Here is a 13,357-nt window from a genome sequence, read left to right on the forward strand (position 1 = left end):
TAACACAGCCCCACTACAGACAGCGAGGCCGATATGTCAGTAATACGAAAATAAACAGATTAATGACCAGGGAATTCCAATAGAGTGAAGCTGTTCACGCCTTGTTTTCGCAGACGCTCACTCCCCCCCAAATCAGGCAGGCCAATAACAAAGGCAGCTTCAGAAACTTCACCATCTAAATGACGGATTAAGCGAACAGTTGCTTCAATAGTGCCACCCGTTGCCAGCAGGTCATCAATAACCAGTACCTTATCACCTTCTTTAATGCTGTCCTTATGTATTTCCAGTGTATCGTTGCCATACTCTAAATCGTAAGTTTCACTCAATGTTTCACGAGGTAATTTGCCTGCTTTACGGACAGGGATAAAACCAACACCGAGACGCAACGCAACTGGAGCTCCGAATAGAAAACCTCGCGCCTCAGTACCCACAATTTTTGTGATGCCTTTGTCCTGATATCGCTCTACCAGAAGATTAATTGTTGCCTGGTAGGCAAGAGGGTTATCCAATAAGGTCGTGATATCACGAAAAAGAACCCCGGGTTTAGGGTAATCAGGAATAGTTTCAATACTGTCTTTAATAAATTGCAGTTGCTGCGCGTTTGCGGTCATAATCGGTGCCAGTGAGTAGAACACGAGAGTGCTAAAATCTATGCAAACTGATAAAAAAAAGCAACTGATGAAATGCATCAGCCTATTTTTTGTCGTTCTAGGTTAATTCTGCTTCGCAAAACATAATCATTGTAGGGTATAAATGAGTACACAACCGTTATTAAATTTACTCGAAAAACAGGTCAATATACTGGCGGAAGAGCTCACACCGCTGGCAGATATCCCATTTTCTACTGCCCGGTTTGATCAAACTCTATTTAACCGACGCAGCGATAAACTCCGTGGTTATCTGCAAGAAGTCAGGCATAACATGGAACAACTCAAAGAGTGTGTTCAGGATAACCGAACGGAACAAGTCGCATTTCTGACCGAGCGTTTAGTTGCTCAAATGGAAGCATTAAAGCGTGAATTGTCTACTCAATCACTGAGAAAAAAAGAGAGCAGGTTCGAACATAAACAACAAGCTACTGACCTGTATCACAAGCTGGCTGAACATCAGGATTATGAGCGTCGTCTGCTCGCAATGATCAATGATCGAGAGCTAAGATTGAATCAACAAACTACACTGAGTAATCAGCAAAAAATACAGAAAGAAATCGCAGCATTAGCCGGAAGGCTAGCACGTTGCCGCCAATCTCTGACGCGAATTGAGAAATCAATCGAATATAAAGAGAACATGGATTAACGACTTAGATGAGGAAGTTTTATGTCAGTCGAACATGCACCACCTGAAGTTCAGCTTGCTGTTGATCTGATTTATCTATTGGAATGCAATGAAATCGCACCCGAAATTGCACTCGCTGCACTGGAAATAGTCAAACACGATTATCAAGCAAAGTTAACGAAGCAGTCACAATCTACGAAGGAATATTGAGCGATTTATTACAAACACCTCGTAGATACTTTGTCGATACCATAAAAGATCTACATTTGTTAGTCTTAGAATTTGCTCTCACGCACTCGATCAGCCTTTGCAAAATGGCTTGAGGTCGTCATTCATTTTTTCCATTTCTGAGTTTAAGAAACGTTGAAGCATAATCGTCCGCAGCGATTCGAGTGCAAAGCTGCTCCCATTCACAACCTACACAGGCAGATCTTACGATCCTGAGGTTAAAAGCCCATCGAGCTTGTTTTAAATAGGTTTCGTCGAGCCTCAGTGTATAACCCACTTCAATTGATCGGCCCATCAGAGCACCAACAGCCTCCAAAGCACGGCTATCCCTGACAATGACACTCTTGCCCAAACAATGAGGATCATCTTCTCCAAGCAAAGGAGCACAAATATCATCTGGTCCTTCTACAATCAGGATATCTTCGTTCTGAATTCGGGGAATAATCTTATTGTAGTTTTCAATAAAGCTAGGGGAATATCCGTTGCCCGCGTAGGTAAGAATACACAGGAGGTGATGACCTCTCAGAGATACTGTCATTGTTGCGTTCCTAAGTGTGAAGTGCAGCTAAGTGTTGCATTATTATACAAACAATGTTATACGGTTGACACCAACCTTCAATATATCAATTTTTCTAATATAAATAAAATAAACTAGGAATCAGCAATCATGTCGTCAAGGTGGGCATCAAAAGAACTTGTCAAATTATCATCAGAAAGCTTGCAGGCAATCATAGATAACAAGATTCCGGCGGTAATGATAGATGATTTTGCAACTACAGAGGAATCAGTACAGCTTTCTGCGGCAATACTGGACATGAAGGCAAAGCAATATGAATTCGGTAGGCCGGGATTTTACTTGGGAAATCCACTCACTCACTACCGTGATCGCCCAAAAGAAGAATATTTCGCTCAAGTTAACGCAGCTGAGCAAGAACGTACTCAATTTACCAATCAAGCTTTTGATCCCGTTGTTCGATTCATACAACGTATCAATCACGATACCGATTTCAGCATTTCGATCGCGGAAGAACCAGGGCTTGGCCCCTATTTTGCCGGTATCGTCCGTATTATCTCCAGTGGATCAGATCTACATGTGGACTACGCACCCACTTTTGCTAAAAGAAATTTAGCCATCGGAGGTATATCCACCCAGCTCGCTTGGAACCTCTATGTTTCGTCTCCTTCACAAGGAGGGGAAACAGTAATCTATAATCAGCCATTCAAGAGTACTGTTGTTGATAAAACCTATAAGCCATATGATAGTTCGCTATTGGGTGATTGCGAATCTTTCACTTTCCTGCCTCAAGTTGGTTCTGTCGTCATTTTTAACACCAGTAATCCTCATATCGTCCTGCCAGCGAACGGAAATCGGATTGCAACAGGCTCCTTCATCGGTCTGTTAAATGAAAAAAATCTGATCTTATGGTCGTAATACATTTCAATAAGATGTTTGGAATCTGAGCATGAAGACCGCCTTTTCTTACTCTACCGTTGTTCTATATGTCGTGACGATCATTACGGGGGGAACATCGTGGTATGCGGCAAAATTGCAATTAACTGATGTTTCACCTGTAATATCCCTGATTTACCGTTTTGGATGTGCGTCGGTATTGCTGCTTCTAATTACTGCAATTTCTCGGGAAAGACTCACATATACCTGGCGCGAACACCTCTCTTTCGCTGTGCTTGGAGCATTCGGGTTCGCTGTCGCATTCTTATTGATTTACAAGGCTGCGGCCTTAATCACCACCGGTTTAATCGCCCTTACCTACTCTTCGGTCATATTATTCAACTCTGTGAATGCAATTCTTTTCCTACGGCAATCAATTTCATGGACAGTTCTGGTCGGTGCTATGGTCGGTCTGACTGGGATAATTTTGGTCTTCAGCCCAGAATTTTTAAATAATGAATGGAATTGGGCGGGATTCGGTTACGCTATCACTGCAACCCTCGCGTTCTCATTCGCCAACATTTCCGCAGTTCAGTTACAGAGAAAGGGGGTCACTGTTCTCCCAATGACAGGTATTTCTATGGGATATGGTGCCATATTCTTGCTCGGCTATGCCCTTTTAACTAAACAAACGTTTAACTTTGATCCATCACCAATCTACGTAACATCTCTATTCTATTTGATCCTGTTTCCTTCAGTGATTGGGTACACCACGTATTTCGCCGTCGTCGGTCGTTTAGGGGCGGAACGAGGGGCCTATACAATGCTTCTCGTTCCGCTTGTAGCCTTAGCGATCTCCAGCGTCACAGAGGGCTATCGCCCAACCGTTTGGGCCATAATCGGTACAATAATGACGCTTAGCGGCAATTATTGGGTAATCACAACCAAATATCAGCCCGCAGTAAAGACCGATACTTAAGAACGTGATTCAAGAGTCGGGTAGGCCCGGCGAACAGTTTTCGCAATTAAGATAACCAGTACGATTTTGATAATATCTCCTGGAATAAATCCAATCGAACCGATGGCCGCCTGCCAGAAGCTGATTTTGGCAAATGCCGCAACCCATGGAATACCCATCACGTAAACAATCACAATTCCACCAAAGACAAGAAATACAGCTTCTTTAAAAGTATTTAGTTTTGCAAGATTCCGCTCATACAAGTAGCCGATAATAAAAGCAGCAATCGGCCACGCCAAAACAAAACCACCGCTTGGACTGAAAAATACCCCCAATCCTCCCATACCTCCCGCCATTACCGGTAATCCAACTGCAATAAGAACACAAAAGAGCAACAATGCTAACCCACCTCGTTTCGCACCAACAATAGCGCCGGCAAGCATCGCTCCCATTGATTGGGCTGTGATCGGAACGCCTATAACGGGAAGAGCCAACGGTGGGAATAAACCCAGTGCTGTGGTTAGCGCGGCAAATAGTGCTATATAAACAATATCTTTCGTAGACATTTAATCCCCCTTTTTTCGATAAAACCGCAAACTAGGCTTTATTTGCTACCCGATTTCTTTCTCTCAAACCCTGGATCGTAAGACCGGGCTTCAATAGCAGCAGAAATATCATCTGCCATTTTGAGAGTTCGCACGATAACGGGTACGGCAATTGCTATGACACTCTTATCGAGACCTCTTGCTTTCTGAGCCTCCCGTACTTCTTCTGTAATTGACGCGAGAACAGGAATAAACCGCAAGGCAAGAGATAGAGCCAGGCTCACTTTTCCTGGATTGATTCTAAAATAATACAACCACCAAAGACCCTTTTCCAATGCGTCGATCATGTCGGAGGAACGAGTAGTCAGGGTGACAAGCGAGGCTAACAGTAAAAGTGAGGCAAGACGAATGACTACAAGTACACCGGCAGTCCAGTGATGCAGAAACACTTGGACTATAAAAATAAGCGCAAAGATCCACACAGCAGGTCGTAGTTGCGCCCAGGCAGTCTTTAATGAAATTCTGGCTAATAAGTATAAAAGTACGATACCTGTCAACGCTGCAATGGAAAGATCGATACGCGGAACGATGAAGAGTAATGTTCCCAGAATGATCAAAGAAATAATTTTGAACCCAGGGCTGATTCGATGCACAAGTGATGAACCAGGATCATACCCAGACAGGCTCATGACATCATCCTTACATACTCAGGAATAGCAACAGAGGGAATATCATCGACAACCACACGACCATCATCAAAAACGAGTACGCGGTCAAACCCCGCCAAAAACTCAAGGTCATGAGAAACTATGATCACAGTTTGAGATAAATTATCGATTGCTTCAGCAACACGACGCTTGTTACGTAAATCCAGTAAAGTCGTAGGCTCATCGAAAATTATGTAAGCAGGTTCCATCACGAGAACACCAGAAATTGCCAGAAGTTGTTTCTGACCGCCACTTAAAAGATGGGCTGGATGCTCTCTAAACTGAAGTAAGTCATATCGTGAAAGTGCCTCCTGCGTTCTTTGCTGAATTGTCTCCTTGGTAAAACCGAGATTTTTCATTCCAAAGGCCAAATCCTCTTCAACAACTGGAAAGACAATCTGATTATCAGGATTCTGGAATACAAAACCAACCTTGCGCCGGATCGCTTTACCCTCCGTTCTAGTATTCAGACCATCCACCAAAACATCACCACATTTCGGTACCAGTAATCCATTAAGAAGACGCGCAAATGTGCTCTTGCCGCAACCGTTGCTACCTATGATGGCAATTCGCCTTTCCTTCAACTGCAAATTTAAGTCTTTCAATACCACACGCTCGCTGTAAGCATGCGTTACATTTTGTATTTCCAACATAGATGGTTATCCCTCAACAATTGTGACCAGCTACATAACACGGGACCAACTTAGCACTCTATCTGACTGCAAAATCCGTAGAGCAAACTTAACCTTCGTACTGACCTCAATTCCATCAAGAAAAACACAATCCATTGATATTAAATAACTTAACCTACTTACACCGAATTTAAATAATACATTTTGCTCAGGCAGAATCTTCAGTATTTGTTTTAAGTTACAGTTTTTCTTTGGTCACTATCCTACAAGGCCAGCAGCAGCAATATCCGATATTAGAAATAATTTCGGCTCAGTTCCTAAGTTTTATTCCTTGTATATAGCCGTCGATAAACAAAGAGCATAAGATAATGACTTTTGACCATTAGCCGCATTGTTAGCAATTACCAAAATAGAATTTACCTCTATTATTCTGGTTTTTCATTTTTCTGTGACTTTCATATGCTCACTATATTTAAGCATATCGATAAAACTATCCACTAACGGTTCAGCTTCTTTCTGAATATCAAAACTGTCTGGCGCAAATAACCAATTCTCCAGCAAACCAGTTATCAACCCTCTCAGCATGATAGCGGCTCGTCGCAGATTAAGATTATAAGGAAGCTGACCTGATGCAATACAGTTGGAAAGTGACTCTTCAATACGAACATAGTCTGCAACACACAGCTCCTGACGAACTGCCACCAACGCAGACATTTCACCAACAAACTCACATTTGTGGAAAAAAATTTCCATTAACAGCCGGTTCTTCGGATCATCAACGACCGACGTCAGGATATGAATTATTAAAGTTCTTAAAATCAGGAGTGGATTATTAGGATATTTTCCTTGATACTCTTTCTCTAATTCATCAATCTTAGAATCTGTTATTCTACAAGCTTCGGAAAACAGGTCTACTTTATTTTTAAAGTGCCAGTAGATTGCACCTCGGGTTACGCCAGCCGTTGTGGCAATATCTGTCAGTGAAGTAGCAGAGACACCGCGCTCAGAAAACTCTTTTATAGCTGCGTCTATAATCTGTTGCCGGGTCTCCTCAGCCTGTTGTTTAGTTTTTCGTGCCATATACTCTGTTTTTAACCTGAAGCTGATTTACATACATTCATGTATGTTTGTATTATAGCATGCTGCTATTAATGGAGTAGTGGTTTTACGTATTGAAAGGTCAACATCTAAAAATATTGAGGTTTACTTATGCGAATAAACAGGGGAGTTTTGCCTCTGGCTACAGTACTGGTACTCTCAGGCAGCTTAGCTCTTTCAGGATGTAACGACAAAGACTCTCAGCAAGTTGCTGAAAATCAACAGGCCCCTGAAGTCGGTATCGTGACGCTGAAAACTGAACCTCTGATGGTCACAACTGAACTGCCAGGCCGAACATCAGCCTTACGCATTGCAGAAGTTCGTCCACAAGTAGGTGGCATAATTCTGAAGCGAAACTACAAAGAAGGAAGTGATGTAAAAGAGGGGACTTCTTTATACCAGATAGATCCAGCAACTTACCAAGCTGCCTATGACAGTGCTAAAGCTGATTTGGCTAAAGCTCAGGCTAATGCAGAGATAGCACGCCTGACAGTGAATCGCTATAAGCCACTGTTAGGTACAAACTATGTTAGTCAACAGGAGTTTGATAAGGCCAGCGCTGACTCTGCACAGGCGAATGCTGCGGTACAAGCAGCAAAAGCGGCTGTAGAGACTGCCCGTATTAATTTGGCATACACCAAAGTTACAGCGCCGATTAGCGGTCGTTCCGGCAAATCGACTATAACTGAAGGTGCTCTGGTTTCTGTTGGTCAACCAACAGCACTGACAACCGTTCAACAGTTGGATCCAATTTATGTGGATGTCACTCAGTCAAGTGATGACTATCTGCGTCTTAAAAATGAAATCACCAGAGGTATTGTACAGAAAGAGGGTAGTAAAGCTAAAGTTCACCTGGTTATGGAAGATGGTAAAAATTACAGTGAAACAGGCTATCTGGAATTCTCCGATATCACTGTAAATGAAACAACGGGTTCTATCACCATCCGTGCAATATTCCCTAACCCAAATGAAAAATTACTACCAGGTATGTTTGTTCGCGCAAAACTGGAAGAAGGTATTCGTCGGGATGCAATATTGGTTCCTCAGCAAGGAATTACCCGCACACCTCGTGGCGAAGCTACGGTTATGGTGGTCGGTAAAGACGAAAAAGTCGAACCACGCGTTATCACGGCAAGCCAAGCCATTGGTGACAAATGGCTGGTAACTTCCGGTCTGAAAACAGGTGATCGGGTTATCGTTACTGGCTTGCAAAAAATTCAACCTGGCATACCAGTTAAAGCAGAAGAAGTGGATTTAGATGCAAAACCTGCTGCGAACCAAGCTGAACCTGCAAAAAAGTCTTAATTAAGGAGTCGGTGATTCATGCCTAAGTTTTTTATAGATCGGCCAATCTTTGCATGGGTAATCTCAATTATTACCATGCTGGCTGGGCTGCTGGCAATTATGAAATTACCCGTGGCGCAGTACCCAACTATCGCACCGCCGGCAATTTCTATCTCCGCAACTTATCCCGGCGCAGATGCCACCACTGTGCAAAACACAGTTACTCAGGTTATCGAACAGAATATGAATGGTATCGATAATCTGGTTTATATGTCTTCCGACAGTGACTCTGCTGGCAACATGAATATCACGCTAACCTTTGAAGCGGGTACTAATCCTGACATCGCACAGGTACAGGTACAGAACAAGCTGCAACTGGCTATGCCTCTGTTACCACAAGAAGTACAGCAGCAAGGGATACATGTGGATAAGTCCACCAGTTCTTTCCTAATGGTTGCAGGGTTCATTTCTGAAGATGGCTCCATGTCACAGGAGGATATCGCTGACTATGTTGGCGCAAACGTTAAAGACCCGTTAAGCCGTGTAACTGGTGTGGGTGATTCAATGCTGTTTGGTAACCAATATGCAATGCGCATTTGGTTAAATCCTGACAAGCTCGTTGACTACAAAATGACGACTCTGGATGTAATAAATGCAATCAAAGCTCAAAATAACCAAATAGCCGCCGGTCAGTTAGGGGGAACCCCTCCAGTTCCAGGTCAACGGCTGAATGCTTCTATTATTGCCCAAACACGTCTGACTTCACCGGAAGAGTTCAGCAATATTCTTCTGCGCGTTAATACTGATGGTTCTCAGATCCGTCTGAAAGATGTGGCAAAAGTGGAATTAGGAGCAGAAAGTTACAATATCATTGCCCGCTTTAACGGTAAACCAGCTGCTGGTGTCGGTATCAAACTAGCAACAGGCGCTAACGCTCTGGATACGTCAAAAGCGGTAAAAGAAGCGCTAAAAAATATGGAGCCTTTCTTCCCTCATGGGCTGAAAATCGTCTATCCATATGACACCACTCCATTCGTTAAAATCTCTATTAACGAAGTAGTTAAAACACTAGTTGAAGCAATTATGCTGGTGTTCGTGGTTATGTACCTATTCCTACAAAACTTCCGAGCAACACTTATTCCAACCATTGCGGTTCCTGTCGTATTACTGGGAACATTTGCAATACTTGCCACATTTGGTTATTCAATAAATACATTAACTATGTTTGCCATGGTTCTCGCCATTGGCTTACTGGTAGATGATGCCATTGTGGTGGTGGAAAACGTTGAACGTGTTATGCAGGAAGAAGGTCTATCTCCGAAGGAAGCAACCAGGAAATCAATGGGGCAAATCCAAAGCGCCCTGGTTGGTATTGCCATGGTGCTGTCTGCTGTATTTGTCCCAATGGCTTTCTTCGGTGGTTCAACCGGTGCGATTTATCGTCAATTCTCGATCACCATCGTATCTGCAATGGTACTGTCTGTACTGGTAGCATTAATCCTGACGCCTGCTCTGTGTGCCACCATATTGAAACCCATTGCTAAAGGCAGTCACGGTAAACAGACCGGAATCTTTGGCTGGTTTAACCGCATATTTGATAAAAGTACCCACCACTATACTGATAGTATCGGCCGTATTCTGCGCAATACAGGCCGCTACCTGGTAATTTATGTATTGCTGGTTGCTGGTATGGCTGTCATGTTCACTCGTCTGCCATCCTCCTTCCTTCCTGAAGAAGATCAAGGGGTATTGCTGACAATGGTTCAATTACCTTCAGGTGCAACTCAAGAACAGACACAGAAAGTTCTGGATAGAATAAGTGACTACTTCAATACAGAAGAAAAAGATCTTGTGGTTTCTGTATTTACAGTAAGTGGCTTTGGTTTCAGTGGTCAGGGGCAAAACACTGGTCTGGCATTTATAAGCCTGAAAGACTGGAGTGAGCGCTCTGATGAAGAGAGCAAAGTGCCTGCCATTGTTGCCAGAGCAAGTGCTCACTTCCAAAAAATCAAAGAAGGTATGGTTTTTGCCTTTAACATTCCAGCAATTGTCGAGTTAGGTTCAGCAACTGGTTTTGATTTTGAATTAATTGACAAAGCGAACCTTGGGCATAATAAACTGACCGAAGCACGTAACCAATTGCTTGGCATGATACAAAAACATCCAGATATGTTAGTAGGTGTTCGCCCTAATGGTCAGGAAGATACCCCTCAGTATCGGATTAGGATTGATCAGGAAAAGGCGGAAGCTTTAGGTGTTTCCATCTCTGATATCAACTCGACACTAAGCACGATGTTTGGTGGCAACTATGTGAACGACTTTATCGACCGTGGTCGTGTCAAAAAAGTTTATGTTCAATCAGAAGCACCTTATCGTATGCTGCCAAGTGATATCTACAAACTGTATGTTCGTAACAAACACGGCGAAATGGTTCCATTATCTGCCTTCGCAGATATGTCTAAAGAACCATGGACCTATGGCTCGCCACGTTTGGAACGTTACAATGGTTTGCCATCAATGGAAATTCTGGGTGAAGCAGCGCCAGGTAAAAGTACCGGTGATGCAATGGCTCTGATGGAAGAATTAGCATCCCAGTTACCAAATGGAATCGGTTTCGACTGGACAGGTATGTCTTATCAGGAACGCCTGTCAGGTAATCAGGCGCCTGCTCTGTATGCACTGTCATTGATAGTGGTATTCCTCTGTCTGGCTGCACTGTATGAAAGCTGGTCAATTCCATTCTCAGTTATGCTGGTAGTACCACTGGGTATCGTTGGAGCCTTGTTAGCAACAACATTCCGAGGCTTGGATAACGATGTTTACTTTAAAGTTGGCTTACTGACTACCATCGGCTTATCGGCAAAGAACGCAATCCTAATCGTTGAGTTCGCTAAGGACCTGATGGAAAAAGAAGGAAAAGGGTTGATAGAAGCTACGCTAGATGCCGTAAGAATGCGTCTTCGCCCAATCCTAATGACATCACTGGCATTTATGCTGGGTGTTATCCCTCTAGTACTGAGTAATGGTGCAGGCTCCGGCTCTCAAAACGCAGTGGGTACCGGGGTATTGGGCGGAATGATTGCTGCAACCTCGCTGGCTATCTTTTTCGTACCGGTGTTCTTTGTCGTTATCAGACGACGTTTTAGTAAGAAAGCTGAGGAGATTGAACCTGCGTCAGAATCTCACTAATGCAACTAAACAATAATCAGAAGGCCGTTTTAACGGCCTTCTTAAATATAATAGTTGCCTGTATCAGGCAAGATTCTGACCACTAATCTACTCGCTGAACTCTTACATAAATTCGTTCAAATTTAATTAAAATTACCGCTTATGAGTAGAAAATATCTTTAAAAATCCAAGCATTACTGATTTTAATAAAATTAACGAGAAAATTGTTGGACAAAAATTGCTTTATCTTTTTTTACACTAAATGACAAAAAACAATACCAGCACATAGTGACTTATGTAATAATGATGCTATATTCATTGATTATTGTAGCCATCAGGCTATAATCTGCTGTTACGGGTATCTGAGGATAATACTGCTTTATATAAGCCTACATATTAACTCACATATACTAGCCGATATTTATAGTTTATTACGTTAAGGTACGAATTTTTGTTTAAGAGGTGATTCTGATTTACTAAAAGCAAATCAGGGTTTCTTGTAAAAAAGAAAAATAATCCCAAAGAACGATTATAGGCACATAATAATAATCTCTCGAAAGAAAATTTCTATAATACGTGCATATGTTTAGTGTTTGACTCAAATTAAGTAATGCCATACATATACGGGAGAGATACATAGCATAGATGAATATTCACTAGGATGACATGACATTGCTGAATTAAAATGCTGATGTGAGAATCTAAGGCAAGAAGCACCTCTAGTGACAGAGTACATTGAGACTGGTTGTGTAAATAATTCTTACGTCTCAGAATAATTTAAAGCTAAATGAATTGATTGAGTACATATCAATTTTAGTTTGGCACTTTAAAATAAAATATTCTGATGATTTCGACCTTCTCACTTGAATTGATAAATTTTTTGATAATACATATACTTATACTTTGTTTGGAAGCGAATAAGATTAGCTTTTCTAAACTTACGAAATGGTAAAAAAACCAATGAACGTTTAACCAGTATCCTGTTACACGATTTAAATTGCTCCTTGAGCAAAATTTGATTGAATATTTCACTAAATAATTCTTTATATATCTTAAATAAGAAAGGCGACTATGACTAAAACTGATTATCTGATGCGTTTAAGAAAATGCACTACAATTGATACACTGGAACGTGTGATTGAAAAGAACAAATATGAACTTTCAGGAGACGAACTTGAACTATTCTACTCTGCTGCGGATCACCGACTAGCTGAGCTGACCATGAATAAACTATATGATAGAATTCCACCTTCAGTGTGGAAATACGTTCGCTAAAATAGTTTTCATCAGGTAGAAAATGATCCGGGCCGGTAAAGTGCTATCGGCTTAATTAGGTTATCAATAAAATTGGTGAGGGCTCTGCCAGCGACATCCCGGCACACACATCCCCTGCTATGGCTGCTTCCTTCCGGACCTGACCAAGTTAACAAGTTAGCGTTGCGGGAGAACCAACAGAGCCCCCATTGACGTGTTGCTTTAGCTTCAAAGCGACGCCATTATCATTCATACCTACCTAAATAGCAAGACAAGCAGACCCGAATGATGATTTATTGCACATTGCGAGTAAATACACAAGAAAATGTATTATCTGACAGCTTTCAACGTAATTTCGATGTCTTTAGTCTGTCCATTATTAATCACTTCATATGCAGTATCTGTAACAAACATCAAACGATTATGCAGCGAAACAGAAGCACTGACGGCAATACGTGCATGTGGCTTAATTTCGTTTGACTGGTAAGGCAGAACAAAATGGAAAGGTGATTGTTTCCCACCTAAACGCTCTACCTTCTCAGACAGAGTAACTGAAGGCGCATCAGCCAAAGATATATCAGATAAAGTTACTGTCAGAACTGCATCCGCTGGCAACGCAATACGCTGCAATATATTAATATTGCCTTCAACAAAAGAGCGTTTTACTGGATTTTCAATCGCTTCCACCTGAGTATCTGCTATTTCAGGACCTTTACCATTACACCCAACCAAAGCAACCGCCAGTAATACGCTCGCAGGGATCTGCCATAATTTCATACACACTCCTCCACTATTAACTAATCTATATAAATAATAAA

Annotated in this window: 15 protein-coding genes and 1 other RNA gene; 8 read left to right on the forward strand and 8 right to left on the reverse strand. The window is 42.1% G+C overall.

The window, feature by feature from the left end:
- Positions 1-59: 59 nt before the first annotated feature.
- Complete coding sequence (apt, locus tag LGZ99_RS02035) at positions 60-611, reverse strand: adenine phosphoribosyltransferase (RefSeq protein ID WP_036836943.1); 552 nt, start codon at positions 609-611, stop codon at positions 60-62.
- Positions 612-753: 142 nt separating this feature from the next.
- Here apt and priC point away from each other — a divergent pair, with 142 nt between their 5' ends.
- Both priC and rsmS read left to right on the forward strand, forming a co-directional pair.
- Entirely contained in the window at positions 754-1,296 is a 543-nt protein-coding gene (gene priC, locus LGZ99_RS02040) for a primosomal replication protein PriC (protein WP_021323845.1), read from the forward strand.
- Positions 1,297-1,317: 21 nt separating this feature from the next.
- Positions 1,318-1,485 carry a pleiotropic regulatory protein RsmS gene (rsmS, locus tag LGZ99_RS02045; RefSeq protein ID WP_021323846.1) on the forward strand — a complete coding sequence of 56 codons (168 nt, stop codon included), beginning with the start codon at positions 1,318-1,320 and terminating at the stop codon, positions 1,483-1,485.
- A 118-nt stretch (positions 1,486-1,603) separates the two neighbouring features.
- On the opposite strand, the gene LGZ99_RS02050 is transcribed toward rsmS, so the two are convergent.
- Positions 1,604-2,041: a DUF1284 domain-containing protein gene (locus LGZ99_RS02050; protein WP_021323847.1), complete on the reverse strand. Its 438-nt coding sequence runs from the start codon at positions 2,039-2,041 to the stop codon at positions 1,604-1,606.
- 129 nt (positions 2,042-2,170) lie between these two features.
- Here LGZ99_RS02050 and LGZ99_RS02055 point away from each other — a divergent pair, with 129 nt between their 5' ends.
- Positions 2,171-2,935, forward strand: a complete 765-nt coding sequence (locus LGZ99_RS02055) for a 2OG-Fe(II)-dependent halogenase WelO5 family protein (protein WP_036836944.1) — start codon at positions 2,171-2,173, stop codon at positions 2,933-2,935.
- A 31-nt stretch (positions 2,936-2,966) separates the two neighbouring features.
- Positions 2,967-3,872, forward strand: a complete 906-nt coding sequence (locus LGZ99_RS02060) for a DMT family transporter (protein WP_036836946.1) — start codon at positions 2,967-2,969, stop codon at positions 3,870-3,872.
- Here the strand turns inward: LGZ99_RS02060 and LGZ99_RS02065 are convergent.
- The 4 genes from LGZ99_RS02065 to acrR all read right to left on the reverse strand — a co-directional run bounded on the left by LGZ99_RS02065 (position 3,869) and on the right by acrR (position 6,815).
- Positions 3,869-4,417 carry a biotin transporter BioY gene (locus tag LGZ99_RS02065; protein ID WP_023043771.1) on the reverse strand — a complete coding sequence of 183 codons (549 nt, stop codon included), beginning with the start codon at positions 4,415-4,417 and terminating at the stop codon, positions 3,869-3,871. The two genes, LGZ99_RS02060 and LGZ99_RS02065, sit on opposite strands and share 4 nt — an antisense overlap.
- A 38-nt stretch (positions 4,418-4,455) precedes the next feature.
- The gene (locus LGZ99_RS02070; protein WP_021323850.1) at positions 4,456-5,085 is read right to left on the reverse strand and encodes an energy-coupling factor transporter transmembrane component T family protein; all 630 of its coding nucleotides are present in this window, start codon (positions 5,083-5,085) and stop codon (positions 4,456-4,458) included.
- Positions 5,082-5,756 carry an energy-coupling factor ABC transporter ATP-binding protein gene (locus tag LGZ99_RS02075; RefSeq protein ID WP_021323851.1) on the reverse strand — a complete coding sequence of 225 codons (675 nt, stop codon included), beginning with the start codon at positions 5,754-5,756 and terminating at the stop codon, positions 5,082-5,084. The genes LGZ99_RS02070 and LGZ99_RS02075 overlap by 4 nt, the downstream gene beginning before the upstream one ends.
- Positions 5,757-6,173: 417 nt before the next feature.
- Complete coding sequence (gene acrR / locus LGZ99_RS02080) at positions 6,174-6,815, reverse strand: multidrug efflux transporter transcriptional repressor AcrR (protein WP_021323852.1); 642 nt, start codon at positions 6,813-6,815, stop codon at positions 6,174-6,176.
- A gap of 129 nt (positions 6,816-6,944) precedes the next feature.
- Between acrR and LGZ99_RS02085 the strand changes: the two genes are divergently transcribed.
- The 4 genes from LGZ99_RS02085 to LGZ99_RS02100 all read left to right on the forward strand — a co-directional run bounded on the left by LGZ99_RS02085 (position 6,945) and on the right by LGZ99_RS02100 (position 12,560).
- Positions 6,945-8,138 (forward strand): efflux RND transporter periplasmic adaptor subunit, encoded by a 1,194-nt coding sequence (locus LGZ99_RS02085; protein WP_021323853.1) that lies wholly within the window; start codon positions 6,945-6,947, stop codon positions 8,136-8,138.
- A gap of 18 nt (positions 8,139-8,156) precedes the next feature.
- On the forward strand, positions 8,157-11,306 hold the full coding sequence (locus LGZ99_RS02090) for an efflux RND transporter permease subunit (RefSeq protein WP_036836947.1): 3,150 nt from the start codon (positions 8,157-8,159) through the stop codon (positions 11,304-11,306).
- A gap of 771 nt (positions 11,307-12,077) precedes the next feature.
- Positions 12,078-12,152: a hypothetical protein gene (locus LGZ99_RS02095; RefSeq protein WP_231398158.1), complete on the forward strand. Its 75-nt coding sequence runs from the start codon at positions 12,078-12,080 to the stop codon at positions 12,150-12,152.
- A 204-nt stretch (positions 12,153-12,356) separates the two neighbouring features.
- A complete protein-coding gene (locus LGZ99_RS02100) occupies positions 12,357-12,560 on the forward strand; it encodes an HHA domain-containing protein (RefSeq protein WP_011147992.1) in 204 nt (67 codons plus the stop codon).
- 82 nt (positions 12,561-12,642) lie between these two features.
- Here LGZ99_RS02100 and ffs read toward each other — a convergent pair.
- Both ffs and LGZ99_RS02110 read right to left on the reverse strand, forming a co-directional pair.
- Positions 12,643-12,739: signal recognition particle sRNA small type (gene ffs / locus LGZ99_RS02105), an RNA gene on the reverse strand.
- A gap of 130 nt (positions 12,740-12,869) precedes the next feature.
- Positions 12,870-13,316, reverse strand: a complete 447-nt coding sequence (locus tag LGZ99_RS02110) for a YbaY family lipoprotein (protein ID WP_021323855.1) — start codon at positions 13,314-13,316, stop codon at positions 12,870-12,872.
- Positions 13,317-13,357: the final 41 nt, after the last annotated feature.

Origin of the sequence: Photorhabdus temperata (genome assembly GCF_025384845.1) — a bacterium.
GTDB lineage: Bacteria > Pseudomonadota > Gammaproteobacteria > Enterobacterales > Enterobacteriaceae > Photorhabdus > Photorhabdus temperata.

Bases quoted from the DNA above. Each gene is read 5' to 3' on its own strand.
- rsmS (WP_021323846.1), top strand. From the start codon at position 1,318: ATGTCAGTCGAACATGCACCACCTGAAGTTCAGCTTGCTGTTGATCTG.
- LGZ99_RS02070 (WP_021323850.1), bottom strand. From the start codon at position 5,085: ATGAGCCTGTCTGGGTATGATCCTGGTTCATCACTTGTGCATCGAATC.
- LGZ99_RS02055 (WP_036836944.1), top strand. From the start codon at position 2,171: ATGTCGTCAAGGTGGGCATCAAAAGAACTTGTCAAATTATCATCAGAA.
- LGZ99_RS02050 (WP_021323847.1), bottom strand. From the start codon at position 2,041: ATGACAGTATCTCTGAGAGGTCATCACCTCCTGTGTATTCTTACCTAC.
- LGZ99_RS02085 (WP_021323853.1), top strand. From the start codon at position 6,945: ATGCGAATAAACAGGGGAGTTTTGCCTCTGGCTACAGTACTGGTACTC.
- LGZ99_RS02100 (WP_011147992.1), top strand. From the start codon at position 12,357: ATGACTAAAACTGATTATCTGATGCGTTTAAGAAAATGCACTACAATT.
- LGZ99_RS02060 (WP_036836946.1), top strand. From the start codon at position 2,967: ATGAAGACCGCCTTTTCTTACTCTACCGTTGTTCTATATGTCGTGACG.
- acrR (WP_021323852.1), bottom strand. From the start codon at position 6,815: ATGGCACGAAAAACTAAACAACAGGCTGAGGAGACCCGGCAACAGATT.
- priC (WP_021323845.1), top strand. From the start codon at position 754: ATGAGTACACAACCGTTATTAAATTTACTCGAAAAACAGGTCAATATA.
- LGZ99_RS02065 (WP_023043771.1), bottom strand. From the start codon at position 4,417: ATGTCTACGAAAGATATTGTTTATATAGCACTATTTGCCGCGCTAACC.
- LGZ99_RS02090 (WP_036836947.1), top strand. From the start codon at position 8,157: ATGCCTAAGTTTTTTATAGATCGGCCAATCTTTGCATGGGTAATCTCA.
- LGZ99_RS02110 (WP_021323855.1), bottom strand. From the start codon at position 13,316: ATGAAATTATGGCAGATCCCTGCGAGCGTATTACTGGCGGTTGCTTTG.
- LGZ99_RS02075 (WP_021323851.1), bottom strand. From the start codon at position 5,756: ATGTTGGAAATACAAAATGTAACGCATGCTTACAGCGAGCGTGTGGTA.
- apt (WP_036836943.1), bottom strand. From the start codon at position 611: ATGACCGCAAACGCGCAGCAACTGCAATTTATTAAAGACAGTATTGAA.